The 13,099-nt window shown below is 46.4% G+C and carries 15 protein-coding genes; 7 read left to right on the forward strand and 8 right to left on the reverse strand.

What is annotated here, in order from left to right; translation table 11 throughout:
• The first annotated feature begins 65 nt into the window (after positions 1-65).
• A complete protein-coding gene (locus VCHENC03_RS09085) occupies positions 66-932 on the forward strand; it encodes a phage antirepressor KilAC domain protein (RefSeq protein ID WP_009706731.1) in 867 nt (288 codons plus the stop codon).
• Between the two features lie 126 nt (positions 933-1,058).
• Here VCHENC03_RS09085 and nagB read toward each other — a convergent pair whose 3' ends face one another.
• Entirely contained in the window at positions 1,059-1,859 is an 801-nt protein-coding gene (nagB, locus tag VCHENC03_RS09080) for a glucosamine-6-phosphate deaminase (RefSeq protein ID WP_005448902.1), read from the reverse strand.
• A gap of 375 nt (positions 1,860-2,234) precedes the next feature.
• Here nagB and VCHENC03_RS09075 point away from each other — a divergent pair, with 375 nt between their 5' ends.
• Positions 2,235-2,486 carry a DUF3081 domain-containing protein gene (locus VCHENC03_RS09075; RefSeq protein WP_009706732.1) on the forward strand — a complete coding sequence of 84 codons (252 nt, stop codon included), beginning with the start codon at positions 2,235-2,237 and terminating at the stop codon, positions 2,484-2,486.
• Between the two features lie 145 nt (positions 2,487-2,631).
• Here the strand turns inward: VCHENC03_RS09075 and VCHENC03_RS09070 are convergent, their stop codons facing one another.
• Complete coding sequence (locus VCHENC03_RS09070) at positions 2,632-2,985, reverse strand: DUF413 domain-containing protein (RefSeq protein ID WP_009696586.1); 354 nt, start codon at positions 2,983-2,985, stop codon at positions 2,632-2,634.
• A gap of 148 nt (positions 2,986-3,133) precedes the next feature.
• Between VCHENC03_RS09070 and VCHENC03_RS09065 the strand changes: the two genes are divergently transcribed.
• Complete coding sequence (locus tag VCHENC03_RS09065; protein ID WP_009696587.1) at positions 3,134-4,027, forward strand: LysR family transcriptional regulator; 894 nt, start codon at positions 3,134-3,136, stop codon at positions 4,025-4,027.
• Positions 4,028-4,153: 126 nt separating this feature from the next.
• Here the strand turns inward: VCHENC03_RS09065 and VCHENC03_RS09060 are convergent, their stop codons facing one another.
• From VCHENC03_RS09060 to VCHENC03_RS09050, 3 genes are all read right to left on the reverse strand, one after another.
• On the reverse strand, positions 4,154-4,849 hold the full coding sequence (locus VCHENC03_RS09060) for a pirin family protein (protein WP_009706733.1): 696 nt from the start codon (positions 4,847-4,849) through the stop codon (positions 4,154-4,156).
• A gap of 24 nt (positions 4,850-4,873) precedes the next feature.
• Complete coding sequence (locus VCHENC03_RS09055) at positions 4,874-5,317, reverse strand: DoxX family protein (protein ID WP_009706734.1); 444 nt, start codon at positions 5,315-5,317, stop codon at positions 4,874-4,876.
• A 349-nt stretch (positions 5,318-5,666) separates the two neighbouring features.
• Entirely contained in the window at positions 5,667-5,870 is a 204-nt protein-coding gene (locus VCHENC03_RS09050; protein ID WP_009706735.1) for a hypothetical protein, read from the reverse strand.
• 203 nt (positions 5,871-6,073) lie between these two features.
• On the opposite strand from VCHENC03_RS09050, the gene VCHENC03_RS09045 reads away from it, so the two are divergent.
• From VCHENC03_RS09045 to VCHENC03_RS09035, 3 genes are all read left to right on the forward strand, one after another.
• Complete coding sequence (locus VCHENC03_RS09045; protein WP_009706736.1) at positions 6,074-7,441, forward strand: DNA-3-methyladenine glycosylase 2 family protein; 1,368 nt, start codon at positions 6,074-6,076, stop codon at positions 7,439-7,441.
• The gene (locus VCHENC03_RS09040) at positions 7,438-7,920 is read left to right on the forward strand and encodes a methylated-DNA--[protein]-cysteine S-methyltransferase (protein ID WP_009706737.1); all 483 of its coding nucleotides are present in this window, start codon (positions 7,438-7,440) and stop codon (positions 7,918-7,920) included. The genes VCHENC03_RS09045 and VCHENC03_RS09040 overlap by 4 nt, the downstream gene beginning before the upstream one ends.
• Before the next feature lie 108 nt (positions 7,921-8,028).
• The gene (locus VCHENC03_RS09035) at positions 8,029-8,850 is read left to right on the forward strand and encodes a hypothetical protein (protein WP_009706738.1); all 822 of its coding nucleotides are present in this window, start codon (positions 8,029-8,031) and stop codon (positions 8,848-8,850) included.
• A gap of 87 nt (positions 8,851-8,937) precedes the next feature.
• Here VCHENC03_RS09035 and VCHENC03_RS09030 read toward each other — a convergent pair whose 3' ends face one another.
• Entirely contained in the window at positions 8,938-9,546 is a 609-nt protein-coding gene (locus tag VCHENC03_RS09030; protein ID WP_009706739.1) for a YitT family protein, read from the reverse strand.
• 218 nt (positions 9,547-9,764) lie between these two features.
• Between VCHENC03_RS09030 and VCHENC03_RS0126045 the strand changes: the two genes are divergently transcribed.
• Positions 9,765-10,160, forward strand: a complete 396-nt coding sequence (locus VCHENC03_RS0126045) for a GFA family protein (protein ID WP_032802831.1) — start codon at positions 9,765-9,767, stop codon at positions 10,158-10,160.
• A 26-nt stretch (positions 10,161-10,186) separates the two neighbouring features.
• Here VCHENC03_RS0126045 and nhaD read toward each other — a convergent pair whose 3' ends face one another.
• Complete coding sequence (gene nhaD, locus VCHENC03_RS09025) at positions 10,187-11,617, reverse strand: sodium:proton antiporter NhaD (RefSeq protein ID WP_005434712.1); 1,431 nt, start codon at positions 11,615-11,617, stop codon at positions 10,187-10,189.
• Positions 11,618-12,037: 420 nt separating this feature from the next.
• Positions 12,038-13,063: an acyltransferase gene (locus tag VCHENC03_RS09015; RefSeq protein ID WP_009706742.1), complete on the reverse strand. Its 1,026-nt coding sequence runs from the start codon at positions 13,061-13,063 to the stop codon at positions 12,038-12,040.
• Positions 13,064-13,099: the final 36 nt, after the last annotated feature.

Below are 13,099 nucleotides of genomic sequence, written 5' to 3' on the forward strand. Positions count from 1 at the left end.
ATGAAATCAATGCGTTAATATCCAAGTCATTACCTTATTTCAAACAGTAGCAGGAGGCATGAATCGTGTCTGAAAAAATATCGACGTCGGCGCTGGCAAAAATGCGTCAGATAGAAGCCAAGCTGCTGTTTGCTGATCTGAAACGCGCTGGCTACATCGTTCGCCAAGACGAGAAATGGATTTTGACCGAAGAGGGTGCCAAGTTTGGTGGTGAGTATGTCGATCATCCCAAATTTGGGCAGTTCATTGTTTGGCCGACTAACTTGCACATCGAGCTTGCTGCGACGTCTGGCAAAACCTACAGTGCAACCCAGTTGGGTGAGAAGTTAAAGCTCAATGCCAAGCGCATGAACCAGCTGTTAAGTGAATTAGGTTGGATAAGCAAATCCGAAGAGGGTTGGAGCTTAACCGAAGCCGGAATCCGCGCTGGTGGGCAGCAGAGAACCGATAAAGAGTCGCAGAATACCTTTGTGGTGTGGCACGACGTAGTGCTGCGTAACAAACGACTCAAGCAGTCTGTGATTGAGTTTTTAGGACAAGATGCCGAGTCCCATTCCACAGATAAGTCGTTTTCTAGTTTTCGCCAGAAGTTTGAAGCCAAGCACCGCACTTTAGACGGGCATTATGTTCGTTCTAAAGGAGAACTGCTTATCGATAACTGGCTGTATTTGGCTGGTGTGGTGCACGCTTATGAGCGCCAACTGCCGATCGACCAAGACGTGACAAGCGATTTCTATCTACCGGGGGGCAAAGTCTATCTGCAGTTTTGGGGCAGCGACACCGGTGAGATGTTAGAAGCGGAGCGAGAGAAGATTCGTGCGGTTTACGAGCAGCATAACTTCAACCTCATTGAGGTCGAACCGAGTGAGTTAGATAAACTCGATGAGGTATTGCCAAAACGTCTGCGCCAGTTTGGTATTCAAGCTTATTAAACGCCTCGCTAGCGGTTGTTTAGATTCCTACACCTTCAAACCTGCCAGTCTCTAAAAACGAAAAAACCCGTGATGACTCACGGGTTTTGTGTATTCAGCGTTTATCTTTGGTTGTTACCCGAGGGATTAGAAACCTTTGATGTTTTCCGCTTCTAGCTCAGAGAAGTACTTAACTGTCTTCACTTTAAGCTCTTGTTGTGAAGGCTCATCACAAACGATCACTGCTTTAGGGTGTAGTTGAAGTGCAGAAACCGTCCATAGGTGGTTTACGCTGCCTTCTACTGCTGCTTGTAGAGCAAGTGCTTTGTTGTGACCAGTTACTAGGATCATCACTTCTTCAGCGTCTAGCAGCGTACCAACACCGATAGTTAGTGCGTATTTAGGAACTTGGTTGATGTCGCCATCGAAGAAACGAGAGTTCGCGATACGAGTGTCTTCAGTTAGTGTCTTGATGCGAGTGCGAGAAGACAGAGAAGATGCTGGCTCGTTGAATGCGATGTGACCGTCGTTACCTACGCCGCCCATGAATAGGTTGATCTTGCCGTAAGACTTGATTTTGTCTTCGTAGCGTTGGCATTCCGCTTCGTGATCTTCCGCGTTACCGTTAAGAAGGTTGATGTTCGCTTCTTGGATGTTCACGTGGTTGAAGAAGTTGTTGTACATGAATGAACGGTATGATTCTGGGTGATCCGCAGGGATACCGATGTACTCGTCCATGTTGAAAGTCACAACGTGTTCGAAGCTCACTTCACCAGCTTGGTAAAGTTCGATCAGTGCTTTGTAAGTTGCTAGAGGAGTGCCACCAGTAGGTAGACCCAGAACGAACGGACGCTCAGCAGTTGGTTTGAAGTCGTTGATGCGCTTAGCGATGTGTGCTGCTGCCCACTTGCCTACTTGTGCTGCTTGAGCTAACGGGATAAGTCTCATTTTGTGCCCCTAGTTATTGGAATTTAAGATGTCCTGAAACATTAATTCGCATTATAAAATAAGTAATGACGATCTGCTATTGTTTTAGGTCAAAATTTTGCTTTTTCTTTAACCAATGTTGCTTTTCTCAACAGTTTTCACGTTTGCTTGTTGCGATTACCCTCTTATATAGAGGGCGTTAGACTAGTTGATTAGCGTTTAAAATTTATGACTGAAAAAAAGTTTTTTGGCTGAATGAGCGAGCCAAATTGAACCGAGTTGCGTAGGAGAAAGAGAAGAAAAATGCCGAAGTTATGATCTCACGCAATCTATGGTGTGGCACGGCGTTTCTTCCTTAACCATACTTAAAGTGTGTTTATTGCTGAGGGAATCGCAATGAAAAACGACTTAGACGCAACCAAAGTGCTGCAAGCATACGAATGTGTGATGAACAACGGCACGCCTACTGAGTTTGGCAAGATGTATGAAGGGGTAGAAGCCTTTTCTGATTACGACGGCTATAACGTGTTTCTGAGAGGCAATGGCGTGGAGCTCAAAGTGGGTTTCCACAACACCTATCAGTTGGAGTATGACCAAGAGCATCTTAAAGACAGCTTCTTGAAGAAGGTCGCCATGCTGGCGAAGTGATTGTTCGCCGTACAATAGGTTTACTAAAAAATGAAAAAGCCCTTTGGTGAAACACCTCTGGGCTTTTGGAAAAGAAAAATTTTTGCAACTCCACAGAATGAAACATTCTGAGGATTAACCAAGCATTAAGGCTTGGCAGAGTCGGTTAATCGTCTTCTGCTAGGCTCTCTTCTGCGTAGTCATCTGTCGCCTCTGGTTTGTTACGACCATTTAGCGTGTGGAAGCGTTTGCGACCACGAGCTAACTGTGTGTATTTTAACCAAGTGCGCTCGATCTTAGTTTTCGCTTTGCCTGGGTTTTCCAGAACTTTTACGAAGTGTTTCTCTTCGCTGTTCTCAGGTGTCAACTCGCCTGACTCTAGGCCAAGCATAGTATCCCCATAAATTGTTAGGATTTCCTCTTCCGAAAGAGTAAAATCGCCAGACTTTGCAAAGCCGCGTGGGAATTTTACGTTGTCGTAAAAACGTTTTTTGCCATGACGAAATTCAGTGTCAGACATATCAACAGCCTCTGTAACCGTTATTGATGAATGTGATGAATTACGGCGAAAATTAGGCGCAAAGCTAACAAAAGAAAAACAAAACTTTTTTGTCGTCAAAATTTTAATTAGTTGTTAATCTGGTTTTATATTGACCAGGAGATGGTTTATGGATGTAAAGGTCTTTCGAACATTTTTAGAGCTGGCAAAGGTTCGTCACTTCGGACGAGCTGCTGAGAACTTGTACATTACTCAAGCCGCAGTGAGCGCACGCATCAAACAACTCGAAAGTTATTTCGATACGCAGTTGTTTATTCGTGATCGAAATAACATAAAGTTGACCTCCGCAGGTGAGCGTTTAATAGGCTATGCAGAGGTGATGGTCACCACTTTGCAGCAAGCCAAACTCGAATTATCCCTCGAAGATGGCAAAGCGTTACAGCTCACCATGGGTGGTACGCCGAACATTTGGGATGCTTACCTGCAAAACTGTTTGAGTGTCGTGACGGACTCGTTTGGTGGTTACGGTTTTATGGCGGAAGTCATGGGACGTGAGATGCTAAGCCGCAGCCTATTGGAACGTACACTCGATATGGCTTTCGCCTTCGATCAAATCAAAGCGGATGAGCTTAACTGCAAAAAAGTTGCTGACGTGGTGTTGGTGCTGGTGTCTACCGAACAAGATTCTCTTGATACGGTGTTTAACAAGAAATACGTTTACGTAGATTGGGGTACGCGCTTCGCTTCAGAACACGCGGAACGTCACCCGAAAATCCCAGCGCCTTACCTTCGCACTTCTACCGCTCGTATCGCGTTAGACTTCGTTTTAGAGAAAGGTGGCAGCGCATACCTACCAGCGTCTCTGGTAGAGCCGTTTATTGCAAGCGGGCAGCTCCACAAGGTGTCTGGCGTAGAAGATTGGTACCGTCCTATCTATTTGAGCTATCGCAAAGCCAGCACGTCTGTAGAAGCGATTAAACAGGTTGAAGAAATCGTAAAAGAGATTGACCCGTTAACGGCGTACAGCTTGCAGCAAATTGCGGACATTCCAGCAGACGAGTAATTTCTGCTTTTGCGATCCAGAGCAAACTTAAACGAAAACCCCTTGGTGTGATGCCAAGGGGTTTTTTATATGAGGTTGCATAAATCTTTAAGTATTTATAAAGCCAAGCAATGGCTGAACCGAGAGTTATGGCAGATCGAACACCAATGCGGTTGTTGGTTTGTCCGAATCATTGCGGAACACGATGGTGTCCTGCTGTTCTACTTTCGCTCCATCACCACCGGTCAATGTGGTGTTGTCAACTTTGAGCTCACCTTCCACTTGATGAACATACACGTTGCGGCCTGATTCGATAGCAAAGCTTAACTCGGAGTTAGCGTCGAGAATCAACTGATGCAGTATGGCATCTTGCTTGATGTGCAGCGTACCGTTCTCACCGGTTGGTGTCGCAATGGTGGTTAAGCCTTTTTCCTGACCAAAGTCTTTTTGTTGGTAACCTGGTTTATTGCCAAACGTGTTTGGTTGAATCCAGATTTGCAGAAAGCGCAGTGTTTCACTGTCTGAGGCATTGTATTCACTGTGATAAATCCCTTTGCCAGCCGACATCAGTTGGAATTCACCAGCAGGCAAGGTTTTTACGTTGCCTTCACTGTCTTTGTGAGCGATAACGCCTTGCAAAACATAGCTGATGATCTCCATGTCGCGGTGACCATGTGTATCAAACCCTGCATTAGGCTCTACAACGTCATCGTTAATCACGCGTAGCTCTGAAAAGCCCATGTGTTGCGGATCGTAGTAGCTGCCGAAAGAGAAACTGTGCTTACTGTCGAGCCAACCAAAATTCGCGCGACCACGGTCATTTGCATGTCTTACGGTAATCATAATCATCTTCTCCTAGTGATCGTCTTAAGCTAGTTTCTGACGAAGTGCTTCATCCAATGCGGCTTTGCCTGCGCCAGAGAAAGCGAGAGAAACGCTTGCTGCCAGTAGTGCTAAACCAAACTCGTAACCGTTGTTCGACATAAACAAGCCGTTTTCAAAGTGAACTGAGAAAATAGCGATCACCATGGTGAATGCTAAAGCCACGGCTACAGGGCGAGTAAGCAGACCAAGCAAGATGAACAAGCCGCCAAAAAACTCTGCACTACCTGCTAAAAATGCCATCAGCATGCCAGGGCCTAAACCAATCGATGCCATCCATTGACCTGTACCTTCAAGACCATAACCGCCAAACCAGCCAAAAAGTTTTTGTGCGCCGTGCGCCATAAAGATGATGCCGACTGGAATGCGAAGTGCGAGTGCGCTGTAACCCGCGTTTGAAGTGGTGAGTTTCTGTAGTAGTGCTTTCATGACTTTGTCCTTTCTCGAATTTTTCTGATGAGGAGTGGTGACTCCTTTGCTGTTGAAATCAGTGTAGGTAGGAGCAGAGAAAGAAAAAATTAGGGCAATTTGATGTTCTCGTTCGATAAATTCGATGGAACGTTTTTAACTGTATAAATACAGAGACTTAGATTGTTTTTAAGAGCTATTTATTGGCTGTTGCTGTGGTGGTTTTGATTATGAAAATCGCAAAATTTCGAATAACTTTCCGAGCGTGTTTTGTATTTTGAAACAAGAATTCCGCAAATGCAGAGCAAAAAAAAGAGCACAGTAACCAGTGCTCTTTTGCTTTTACGATTAACAAGGGAGAAAGGAGTTTTTATAGATTCATTAAGCTTTCAAGCGAGTCTTCCACACTATGGTAGTGATAAGTGCGAATATTCACACCATCAGTCGCATTGATTTGAATTTCTGAAATCTCGTTATCAGAGTCGCGTTCGATAATCCCTATCGAGTGCTCGACTGATTTACTGGTAATAACCTTGTGATTTCTAAGTACAATCACGCACGTATGTAAGTCCATGCCAATTCCCTTTAGCCGACGTTGTTGTGTTGTTCTGATCTAACTTTAGTGCACAAATTTACTAATGCCAAAATTTCTCAATATTGAGTTCCGAAAATGGCTAATTTACAGTAACTCCTCGTTCTACAATGAAGCTATACCGATCGAGTGGCGAGCAAGTTACCCACTCGTTAAACACCCACTGTGTAAGCAAGGACAGCACTATGCTCATCCATCCACACACATCGTTGACCTTCGAACAATGCCAAAAAGCACGCATGGCACGTGACAGCCGTTTTGATGGGCGCTTTTACATTGCGGTGAAAACCACAGGGATCTTTTGTCGCCCGATCTGCCCAGCTAATTTGCCCAAAGAGGAAAACGTCGAGTATTTCACTGACAAGACGCAAGCCTTGAAGGCGGGTTACCGTCCGTGCTTGCGTTGTCGCCCAGACAGTGCGCCAGGATCATGGGCTTGGAAAGGGGTTGAAACCACATTTCAACGTGCGATCAACATGATCGATCAAGGTGTGTTGCATCATCAGTCTCTCGCGGATCTCTCTGAGCGTCTCGGGATCTCGGATCGTTACTTGCGCATGCTGTTCGAACAATATTTGGGGATGTCACCAAAGCAGTATGCACAGTATCAGCAGTTGATGTTTGCCAAGCAGCTTCTGCATTCGAGTTCGATGTCAGTCACAGAAGTTGGCTTTGCTGCAGGTTTTAACAGCACTCGACGCTTCAATGATGCGTTTCAAAAGATCCTTCAGTTAACGCCTTCTCAAGTACGCAGAAAAGAGTTTGATGGCGTGGGGACGAATCGAATCGTGCTCCCTTATCGCGGTGCTTTGAACTGGCAACATATGCTCGATTTTTATCGTCTGCGTGCGATTGAAGGAGTGGAGCTAGTCACACAAGACGCTTACCAACGCAATGTTCTACTCGATGATTGCCATGCACGATTTAAGGTCACTCAAGGGGAGGGTTACCTTGAGATGGAGTTCGACATTGAGGACGTCACTAAATTGCAGAATTTGGTGTCTGGTGTGCGTCGTATGTTCGACCTTGATGCGGATATTTGCACGGTGGAGCAGCACCTTAAATACATCGCGCCGGGATTGGTGAAAACCCAAGGGATTCGTATTCCGGGCGTCTGGAGTGCGTGGGAGGCCGGTGTACGTGCTGTGCTAGGGCAGCAAGTGTCGGTCAAAGCGGCTATCGGGCAACTTAACTTATTGGTAGAAACGCTCAGTAGCGATCAGCAAGCGCGTCACTTTCCGACGCCAGAAGCCATTGCGAATGCTGATGTTAGTTTCTTGCGTATGCCGCAAAGCCGTAAAGACACACTCGTGCGATTTGCTCAGTACATGCAGCAAAACCCAGAAGCCGATCCACAGCAATGGCTTGAATTAAAAGGCATTGGTCCGTGGACGGTGAGCTATGCGCAATTGCGTGGCCAATCTCAGCCTGATTGTTTTTTAGATAAAGACTTGGTGGTGAAGAAAGCCATGCCAAACTATCCGTCATTGAATGCTCATACCGCGTCGCCTTGGGGCAGTTACGCGACTTTTCACTTATGGAATCAATCATGAAATCACTTTATACGGTAATGCCAAGTCCGTTAGGCGATGTGACCATTCAAGCTAACGATCAAGGTTTGCTAGGAATTTGGTTTGAAACGTGTACCACCAAACCGGACGATTTGGGTGAGCGTGATGATCAACATGAAGTGCTCAGCCAGACTGTTACTCAATTGGAAGAATATTTTGCTGGGCTGCGTAACGAATTCGATTTGCCCCTTGCAGCGACAGGCACCGACTTCCAAACTCAAGTGTGGCATGCACTAACGACCATTCCTTATGGTGAAACATGGAGTTACCAAGATCTGGCGAACGCCATCGGCAATCCGAAAGCGGTACGCGCGGTGGGGTTGGCGAATGGTAAAAACCCAATCTCGATTGTAGTGCCTTGCCATCGTGTCATCGGCAAAAGTGGCAAGCTTACAGGCTATGCGGGCGGGGTAGAGCGCAAACAGCGATTATTGGCTTTGGAGAAGGGCACACCACTTTAAGTGAGGCCATTCTCAGAATCCGGCAAGGTTTACCTTATTTGCTTCGATTTTGTGTAGGGTTGTTGAGCTAATGAGCAATCCAGAACAATGAAAAAGGATAAAAAGGATATGTCTTTCAAAACGGATTTTGATGCATTCATAAACCAAAGTTGGCAGCAGCATGAAGCGCAGCCACAACAAACATACACTCAATTAGAACAAGCGCTTAGCGAGGTAGAAGACACTAGCCATGTTGAGCGCATCTTACCCTTGATGCTGCACACTTCCATCGGTCATCTGCGCGACCCGAAGCAGTTTCTCACCAGTTTAGATAAGCTCGAAAATGTCGTTGCGAATCAGTGTTTAGCAAGTCAAAGAGCCAAAGCTGTCACGCAGTACTTTGTTGACCAAAACACAAACCATATCGCTGATTTGGAGGATGTCGATCAGCGTCGCGTGTTTGCTCAAATTGCCAACGAGCTGTCAGCAATGAATGAACTAGAGCAAGCGAGCACGTGGTTAGCAAAAGCAGCCAACGGTATAGAATCAGACCAAGCTGCCGAGCCTTTAGCGCGTTCAATTGCTATTACCGGTAACAACCTTGCCTGCCAATATGAAGAGCTTGAAACACGCTCTGACGTGCAAGTAAAACACATGCTAGAGGCCGCGACACTGGCGCTTGAATACTGGAAAGTTGCTGGTGGTTGGATGCAAGAAGAGCGCGCAGAATATCGCTTAGCCATGAGTTTGCTTAAAGCTGGTAACCCACAGCAAGCGAAAGTGCACGCTGAACGCTGTGAGGCAATCTGTCGACAAAATGGTGAAGACGCTTTTGAGCTTTTCTACGCTCACGATTTGTTGATGTTGGTGCACTATCACTTAAGCCAAGCGAGCAAGCAAAAACTGACGGCAGATGACCAGAAATACTGTGAGAATTCGCCATTGGTGTAATGTTTTCATTAGCGAGTTAGAACAAACAAAAAGCCCCGAGTTAATTAATGGCTCGGGGCTTTGTTTTTTCATCGTGACTCAGTGCCATCACACAGCTTGTGGCTTTGGCTGATAACGCCCAGGTTTGTGGTTCATGGCCAAGATTAAGTTGGTCGCCACAGCGCCCAGTACAGAAAGGGCAATCAAGTAAACATCGACGATAAATAGCGACATCACAACGATGGTGCAGTCGAGCGCCATTTGTACTTTACCTGCACGAATGCCAAAGCGTTCCTGAAGGTAAAGCGCCAAGATGTTAAAGCCACCTAAACTCATCTTGTGACGGAAAATCACCAGCATCCCCATACCAATCAAACCACCACCGAGCAGTGCGGCATAAACGGATTCAATGCGAGAAATTTCAATCACATGGTGCAGGTGGTCTACCGCAAAGGAAACGATCGAAACCGCAATAAAAGTGTTGATGGTAAAACGCCAACCCATGCGCATCACAGACAAAATGTAGAAAGGTAGGTTAAGTACGAAGAACACCTGACCAAAACTGAAGTCACTGATCTTAGTGAGGAAGATTGCTAAACCCGCTGTTCCGCCAGTGAGCAATCCCACTTTGTTGAAGAAGATAACCCCAAGTGACACTAACGCACTACCGAGCGTCAGAGCCAAGAGGTTCTCTCTAAGGCTATGATCTTTATCCATAAAAGTATTTTCCTTGGTTTGAAAACCGTTTTAACTGCGAGCGCGCAACTAAAACGGACGCGGTTAGCAAAACGCCAACCAAATAATGATAAATCGCTGAATAAAATGTCGTGAAAAGTGATTGATGTCGAGTTTTTGACCTAGATTGCGCGGATGTTAACTGTTTAACAGACTTTACACATTAAGCTAGGCAGACACGGAAGGAACGAGGAAATGTCATGATTAAACAAGTAGGTAGTACGATAATTCAGCCTTTGCATAAGCTTTCTTGTCACTGCGGGAAAGTGCAAATTGAGCTGTCATTACCAAATGGAATCGAGAAGCCTCGACGCTGTGACTGTTCCATGTGCCGACGCCGTGGCGCGATTGTGGCATCGGTGCCTTTGAATGGGATTCGCATCATCCAAGGTGAGGATGCACTCAAGCTGTACCAGTTTAATACCAATACGGCTAAGCACTTCTTCTGTGGTGAATGCGGCATCTATACCCACCATCAGCGCCGTTCTAACCCGAGCGAATATGGCTATAACGTTGGCTGCTTAGAAGGCGTAAATCCGTATGAATTGGGAGAGATAGAGGTGATGGATGGCGTAAACCACCCATCAGACCGATAAAGGTACGTAGCATGGATTGAGGCAGTTTAAGTAAACAAGCTGCCATTCATCCAAAGATGCGCGGCAATACTCGCTGCATAACCCAGCGCAATCACCGGTGCCCATTTAAGGTGTCCAAAGAAGGTGTATTGTCCCCTCGCTGCCCCCATGAGTGCCACACCCGCGGCAGAACCAATCGATAGTAAGCTACCACCAACCCCCGCGGTGAGTGTCACCAATAACCAGTTACCCATCGACATACTTGGGTCCATGGTGAGCACAGCGAACATCACCGGAATGTTATCGACGATGGCGGAAAGTATCCCCACCATGACGTTCGCCCAAATTGGGTTCCACTCGGTGTACATCACGTTAGAAACCAGTTCGAGATAGCCAAGTAAACTCAAGCCGCCAACACACATAACCACGCCGTAGAAGAACAGTAAGGTGTCCCACTCGGCGCGAGACACACGGTGGAAAACATCAAATGGCACGACAGAGCCTAAGCGTTTTAATGCGTAGTCGTCGCCATTGGCAATCGCGCGAGCGGCTTTTTTTGCGAGAGAGTGTCGAAGGGTTCTGCGCAAGAAATAGCCGAAAAATTGCAGATAGGCGAGACCCATCATCATGCCAATTACAGGTGGGAAGTGCAGCAAGGCGTGGAAAGACACCGCAGTGGCAATAGTCAGGATAAACAAACCGACGATGCGTCTTGCGCCACGCTTAAGTTCGATGTGTTCATGAACCGTATCTGGCTTGGTGTTTGGCACAAACAACGACATGATGAACGCCGGAATAATATAGTTGATCAGTGAAGGCACAAATAGCGGCATAAACTCAGCAAAACTGACGTGTCCTGCCTGCCAAACCATCAGAGTCGTAATATCGCCAAACGGACTAAATGCACCGCCCGCGTTGGCCGCTATGACGATGTTGATACAAGCTAGGTTTACAAACCTTGGGTTATCGCCCGAGACTTTCATCACCACTGCACACATCAATAGCGCCGTGGTTAAGTTGTCGGCGATTGGAGAAATTACGAAGGCTAAGCCACCTGTGAGCCAAAATAGCTTCTTGAAATCAAAGCCTTTACCGACCATCCACGCCTGCAAGGCATCGAATAATCTGCGCTCTTCCATCGCATTGATGTAAGTCATCGCCACCAGTAGGAACAATAAAAGTTCGGCGTATTCCAGAAGGTTGTGTTCCAGTGCGGCTTTAGCGACGTCAGCTTGGTTGTGCTGGGTAAAGGTGTAACCAATCAAAATCCAGATTAATCCCGCGGCGAGCAGCACAGGCTTGGATTTTCGCATGTGCAGGTATTCTTCCAACATCACCAGAATGTAGGCAATGGTGAAGAAGATCAGCGCGGCGTAACCGACGGTGGAATTGATGAGATTAAGTTCACTGGTCGCAGCTGCAAGTGCGGAGCTAGAAAATATCAAACAGCAAAACGCGACAATTGGATAGATTGGCATAGACATTTCTCCTTGTCTGACTGGAGAAATTTTAGCCACATATTAATAGGTTAAGTGTGAGTAAGCTCGAATTAACGGTAGGAGTTTTGAATTGATGTAGCTTGCGCCGCTACTTTCTGAGTGACGCAATGCTCGCTGCGCCAAATAGGATTACTGCAGCGTATAAACCATAAGTTAGCCAATGGCTAATTTCTAAAAAAGGAACGAGTCCTTGACCTGCCCACATACCGCCTCCGTTTAATGAGCATTTTGTTGATGTCGAATGAATCTAATGGAAATGAACAATGTTTTTTGTGAGAGAAAGCAAATTACGTGGTATTAGGAATGATAATTTTGATGAGTGAGAGTGAGCTCTCATTTTTGAGAGGCTTGCTGTAACCCCAAAGTGTTAGAGCAAGCCATACATAGTGCTGAATGGATTTAGCGCAGCAATAGTTTTTTCAGTGGCGTGGCTTCAATGCCCTTCACAAGCAGCAGGGTAACCACAATGGTTGCTGGGTAAATGAAAGCGTCTTTCGCCAAGTTTTCTAACCCCAACATGCCTGCGATGTTCATCATCATGATGATCACCAAAAGGTGGCTGACGTAGATACCTAAAATACTCGGAGACCACTTAAACACCCACGGCATATTGCCGAAGTTTGGATGGGCAAGAAGCCACATGAATACGCCTAACGACCAGATCACAGTGCCGAACAAGAAGTCGTGCGAATTAAAGGCGATCTCGTAGTTCATCAAGTAATAGGCTTCGGCAAAGTGCAGCGCCATACCAATCAAAATCAAGCGAATAGTGTTATTGCGAGACCATTGCCACTGTTGTTGTCGCGCTAAGTAACCAAGCACCACTAACAAGGTACTGAAGAACGGACCATTACGAGTGAAGAAGGGGGCTGGTAGCTCTGTAAGCGTGATGTAGCTGCCTGCGAACACTCCGTAGACGTATAGCAATACGGCCGTTGGTAGCAGCAACTGAGCCATACCAATACGAACCAGAAACGCAATGATGGCCACAGCAATGATCAGGGCTGGGATAAACCACAAGTGCACCAAACCACCTTCCAACAGTGAGTTGATTGGGTTGGACATTAGGTAGCCCCAATAACCTTGTCGTTCGGCGAGATAACCCGCTTCTGCAACCACTGGCCAACGAAAAGGTACTAAGAGACAAATCGCGCTCCAAACCAACCATATTTTAAGCAAAGGCTTGGTGTAGTTTTTGAGTGTCTCCACGGGATTCGTGCTGAGCTTTGGTTGGATTAGATAGCCGGAGATGAGGAAAAACAGTGGCACGGCAAAACGAGCCAATTGGTTGAGCATGTACCCGACCCAAGGCACCTCATCCCATTGCCAATAGGTGAGAGCCATCTGACAGTGAAGCCCTACGATCGCAAACATCGCGATGATGCGGGCAAATTCTAAACTGGCAATTTTCTTTGTGGTTGCCATAAGTGCTTACCTAAAAAAGTGAAAAATCGCTGCGAA

It is taken from the genome of Vibrio sp. HENC-03, assembly GCF_000305755.2.
Taxonomy (GTDB): domain Bacteria; phylum Pseudomonadota; class Gammaproteobacteria; order Enterobacterales; family Vibrionaceae; genus Vibrio; species Vibrio owensii.

What these genes read in the sequence shown, in the direction of transcription:
- nagB (WP_005448902.1), bottom strand. Translation starts at nt 1,859, where the DNA reads ATGAGACTTATCCCGTTAGCTCAAGCAGCACAAGTAGGCAAGTGGGCA.
- VCHENC03_RS09075 (WP_009706732.1), top strand. Translation starts at nt 2,235, where the DNA reads ATGAAAAACGACTTAGACGCAACCAAAGTGCTGCAAGCATACGAATGT.
- VCHENC03_RS09070 (WP_009696586.1), bottom strand. Translation starts at nt 2,985, where the DNA reads ATGTCTGACACTGAATTTCGTCATGGCAAAAAACGTTTTTACGACAAC.
- VCHENC03_RS09065 (WP_009696587.1), top strand. Translation starts at nt 3,134, where the DNA reads ATGGATGTAAAGGTCTTTCGAACATTTTTAGAGCTGGCAAAGGTTCGT.
- VCHENC03_RS09060 (WP_009706733.1), bottom strand. Translation starts at nt 4,849, where the DNA reads ATGATTACCGTAAGACATGCAAATGACCGTGGTCGCGCGAATTTTGGT.
- VCHENC03_RS09055 (WP_009706734.1), bottom strand. Translation starts at nt 5,317, where the DNA reads ATGAAAGCACTACTACAGAAACTCACCACTTCAAACGCGGGTTACAGC.
- VCHENC03_RS09050 (WP_009706735.1), bottom strand. Translation starts at nt 5,870, where the DNA reads ATGGACTTACATACGTGCGTGATTGTACTTAGAAATCACAAGGTTATT.
- VCHENC03_RS09045 (WP_009706736.1), top strand. Translation starts at nt 6,074, where the DNA reads ATGCTCATCCATCCACACACATCGTTGACCTTCGAACAATGCCAAAAA.
- VCHENC03_RS09040 (WP_009706737.1), top strand. Translation starts at nt 7,438, where the DNA reads ATGAAATCACTTTATACGGTAATGCCAAGTCCGTTAGGCGATGTGACC.
- VCHENC03_RS09035 (WP_009706738.1), top strand. Translation starts at nt 8,029, where the DNA reads ATGTCTTTCAAAACGGATTTTGATGCATTCATAAACCAAAGTTGGCAG.
- VCHENC03_RS09030 (WP_009706739.1), bottom strand. Translation starts at nt 9,546, where the DNA reads ATGGATAAAGATCATAGCCTTAGAGAGAACCTCTTGGCTCTGACGCTC.
- VCHENC03_RS0126045 (WP_032802831.1), top strand. Translation starts at nt 9,765, where the DNA reads ATGATTAAACAAGTAGGTAGTACGATAATTCAGCCTTTGCATAAGCTT.
- nhaD (WP_005434712.1), bottom strand. Translation starts at nt 11,617, where the DNA reads ATGCCAATCTATCCAATTGTCGCGTTTTGCTGTTTGATATTTTCTAGC.
- VCHENC03_RS09015 (WP_009706742.1), bottom strand. Translation starts at nt 13,063, where the DNA reads ATGGCAACCACAAAGAAAATTGCCAGTTTAGAATTTGCCCGCATCATC.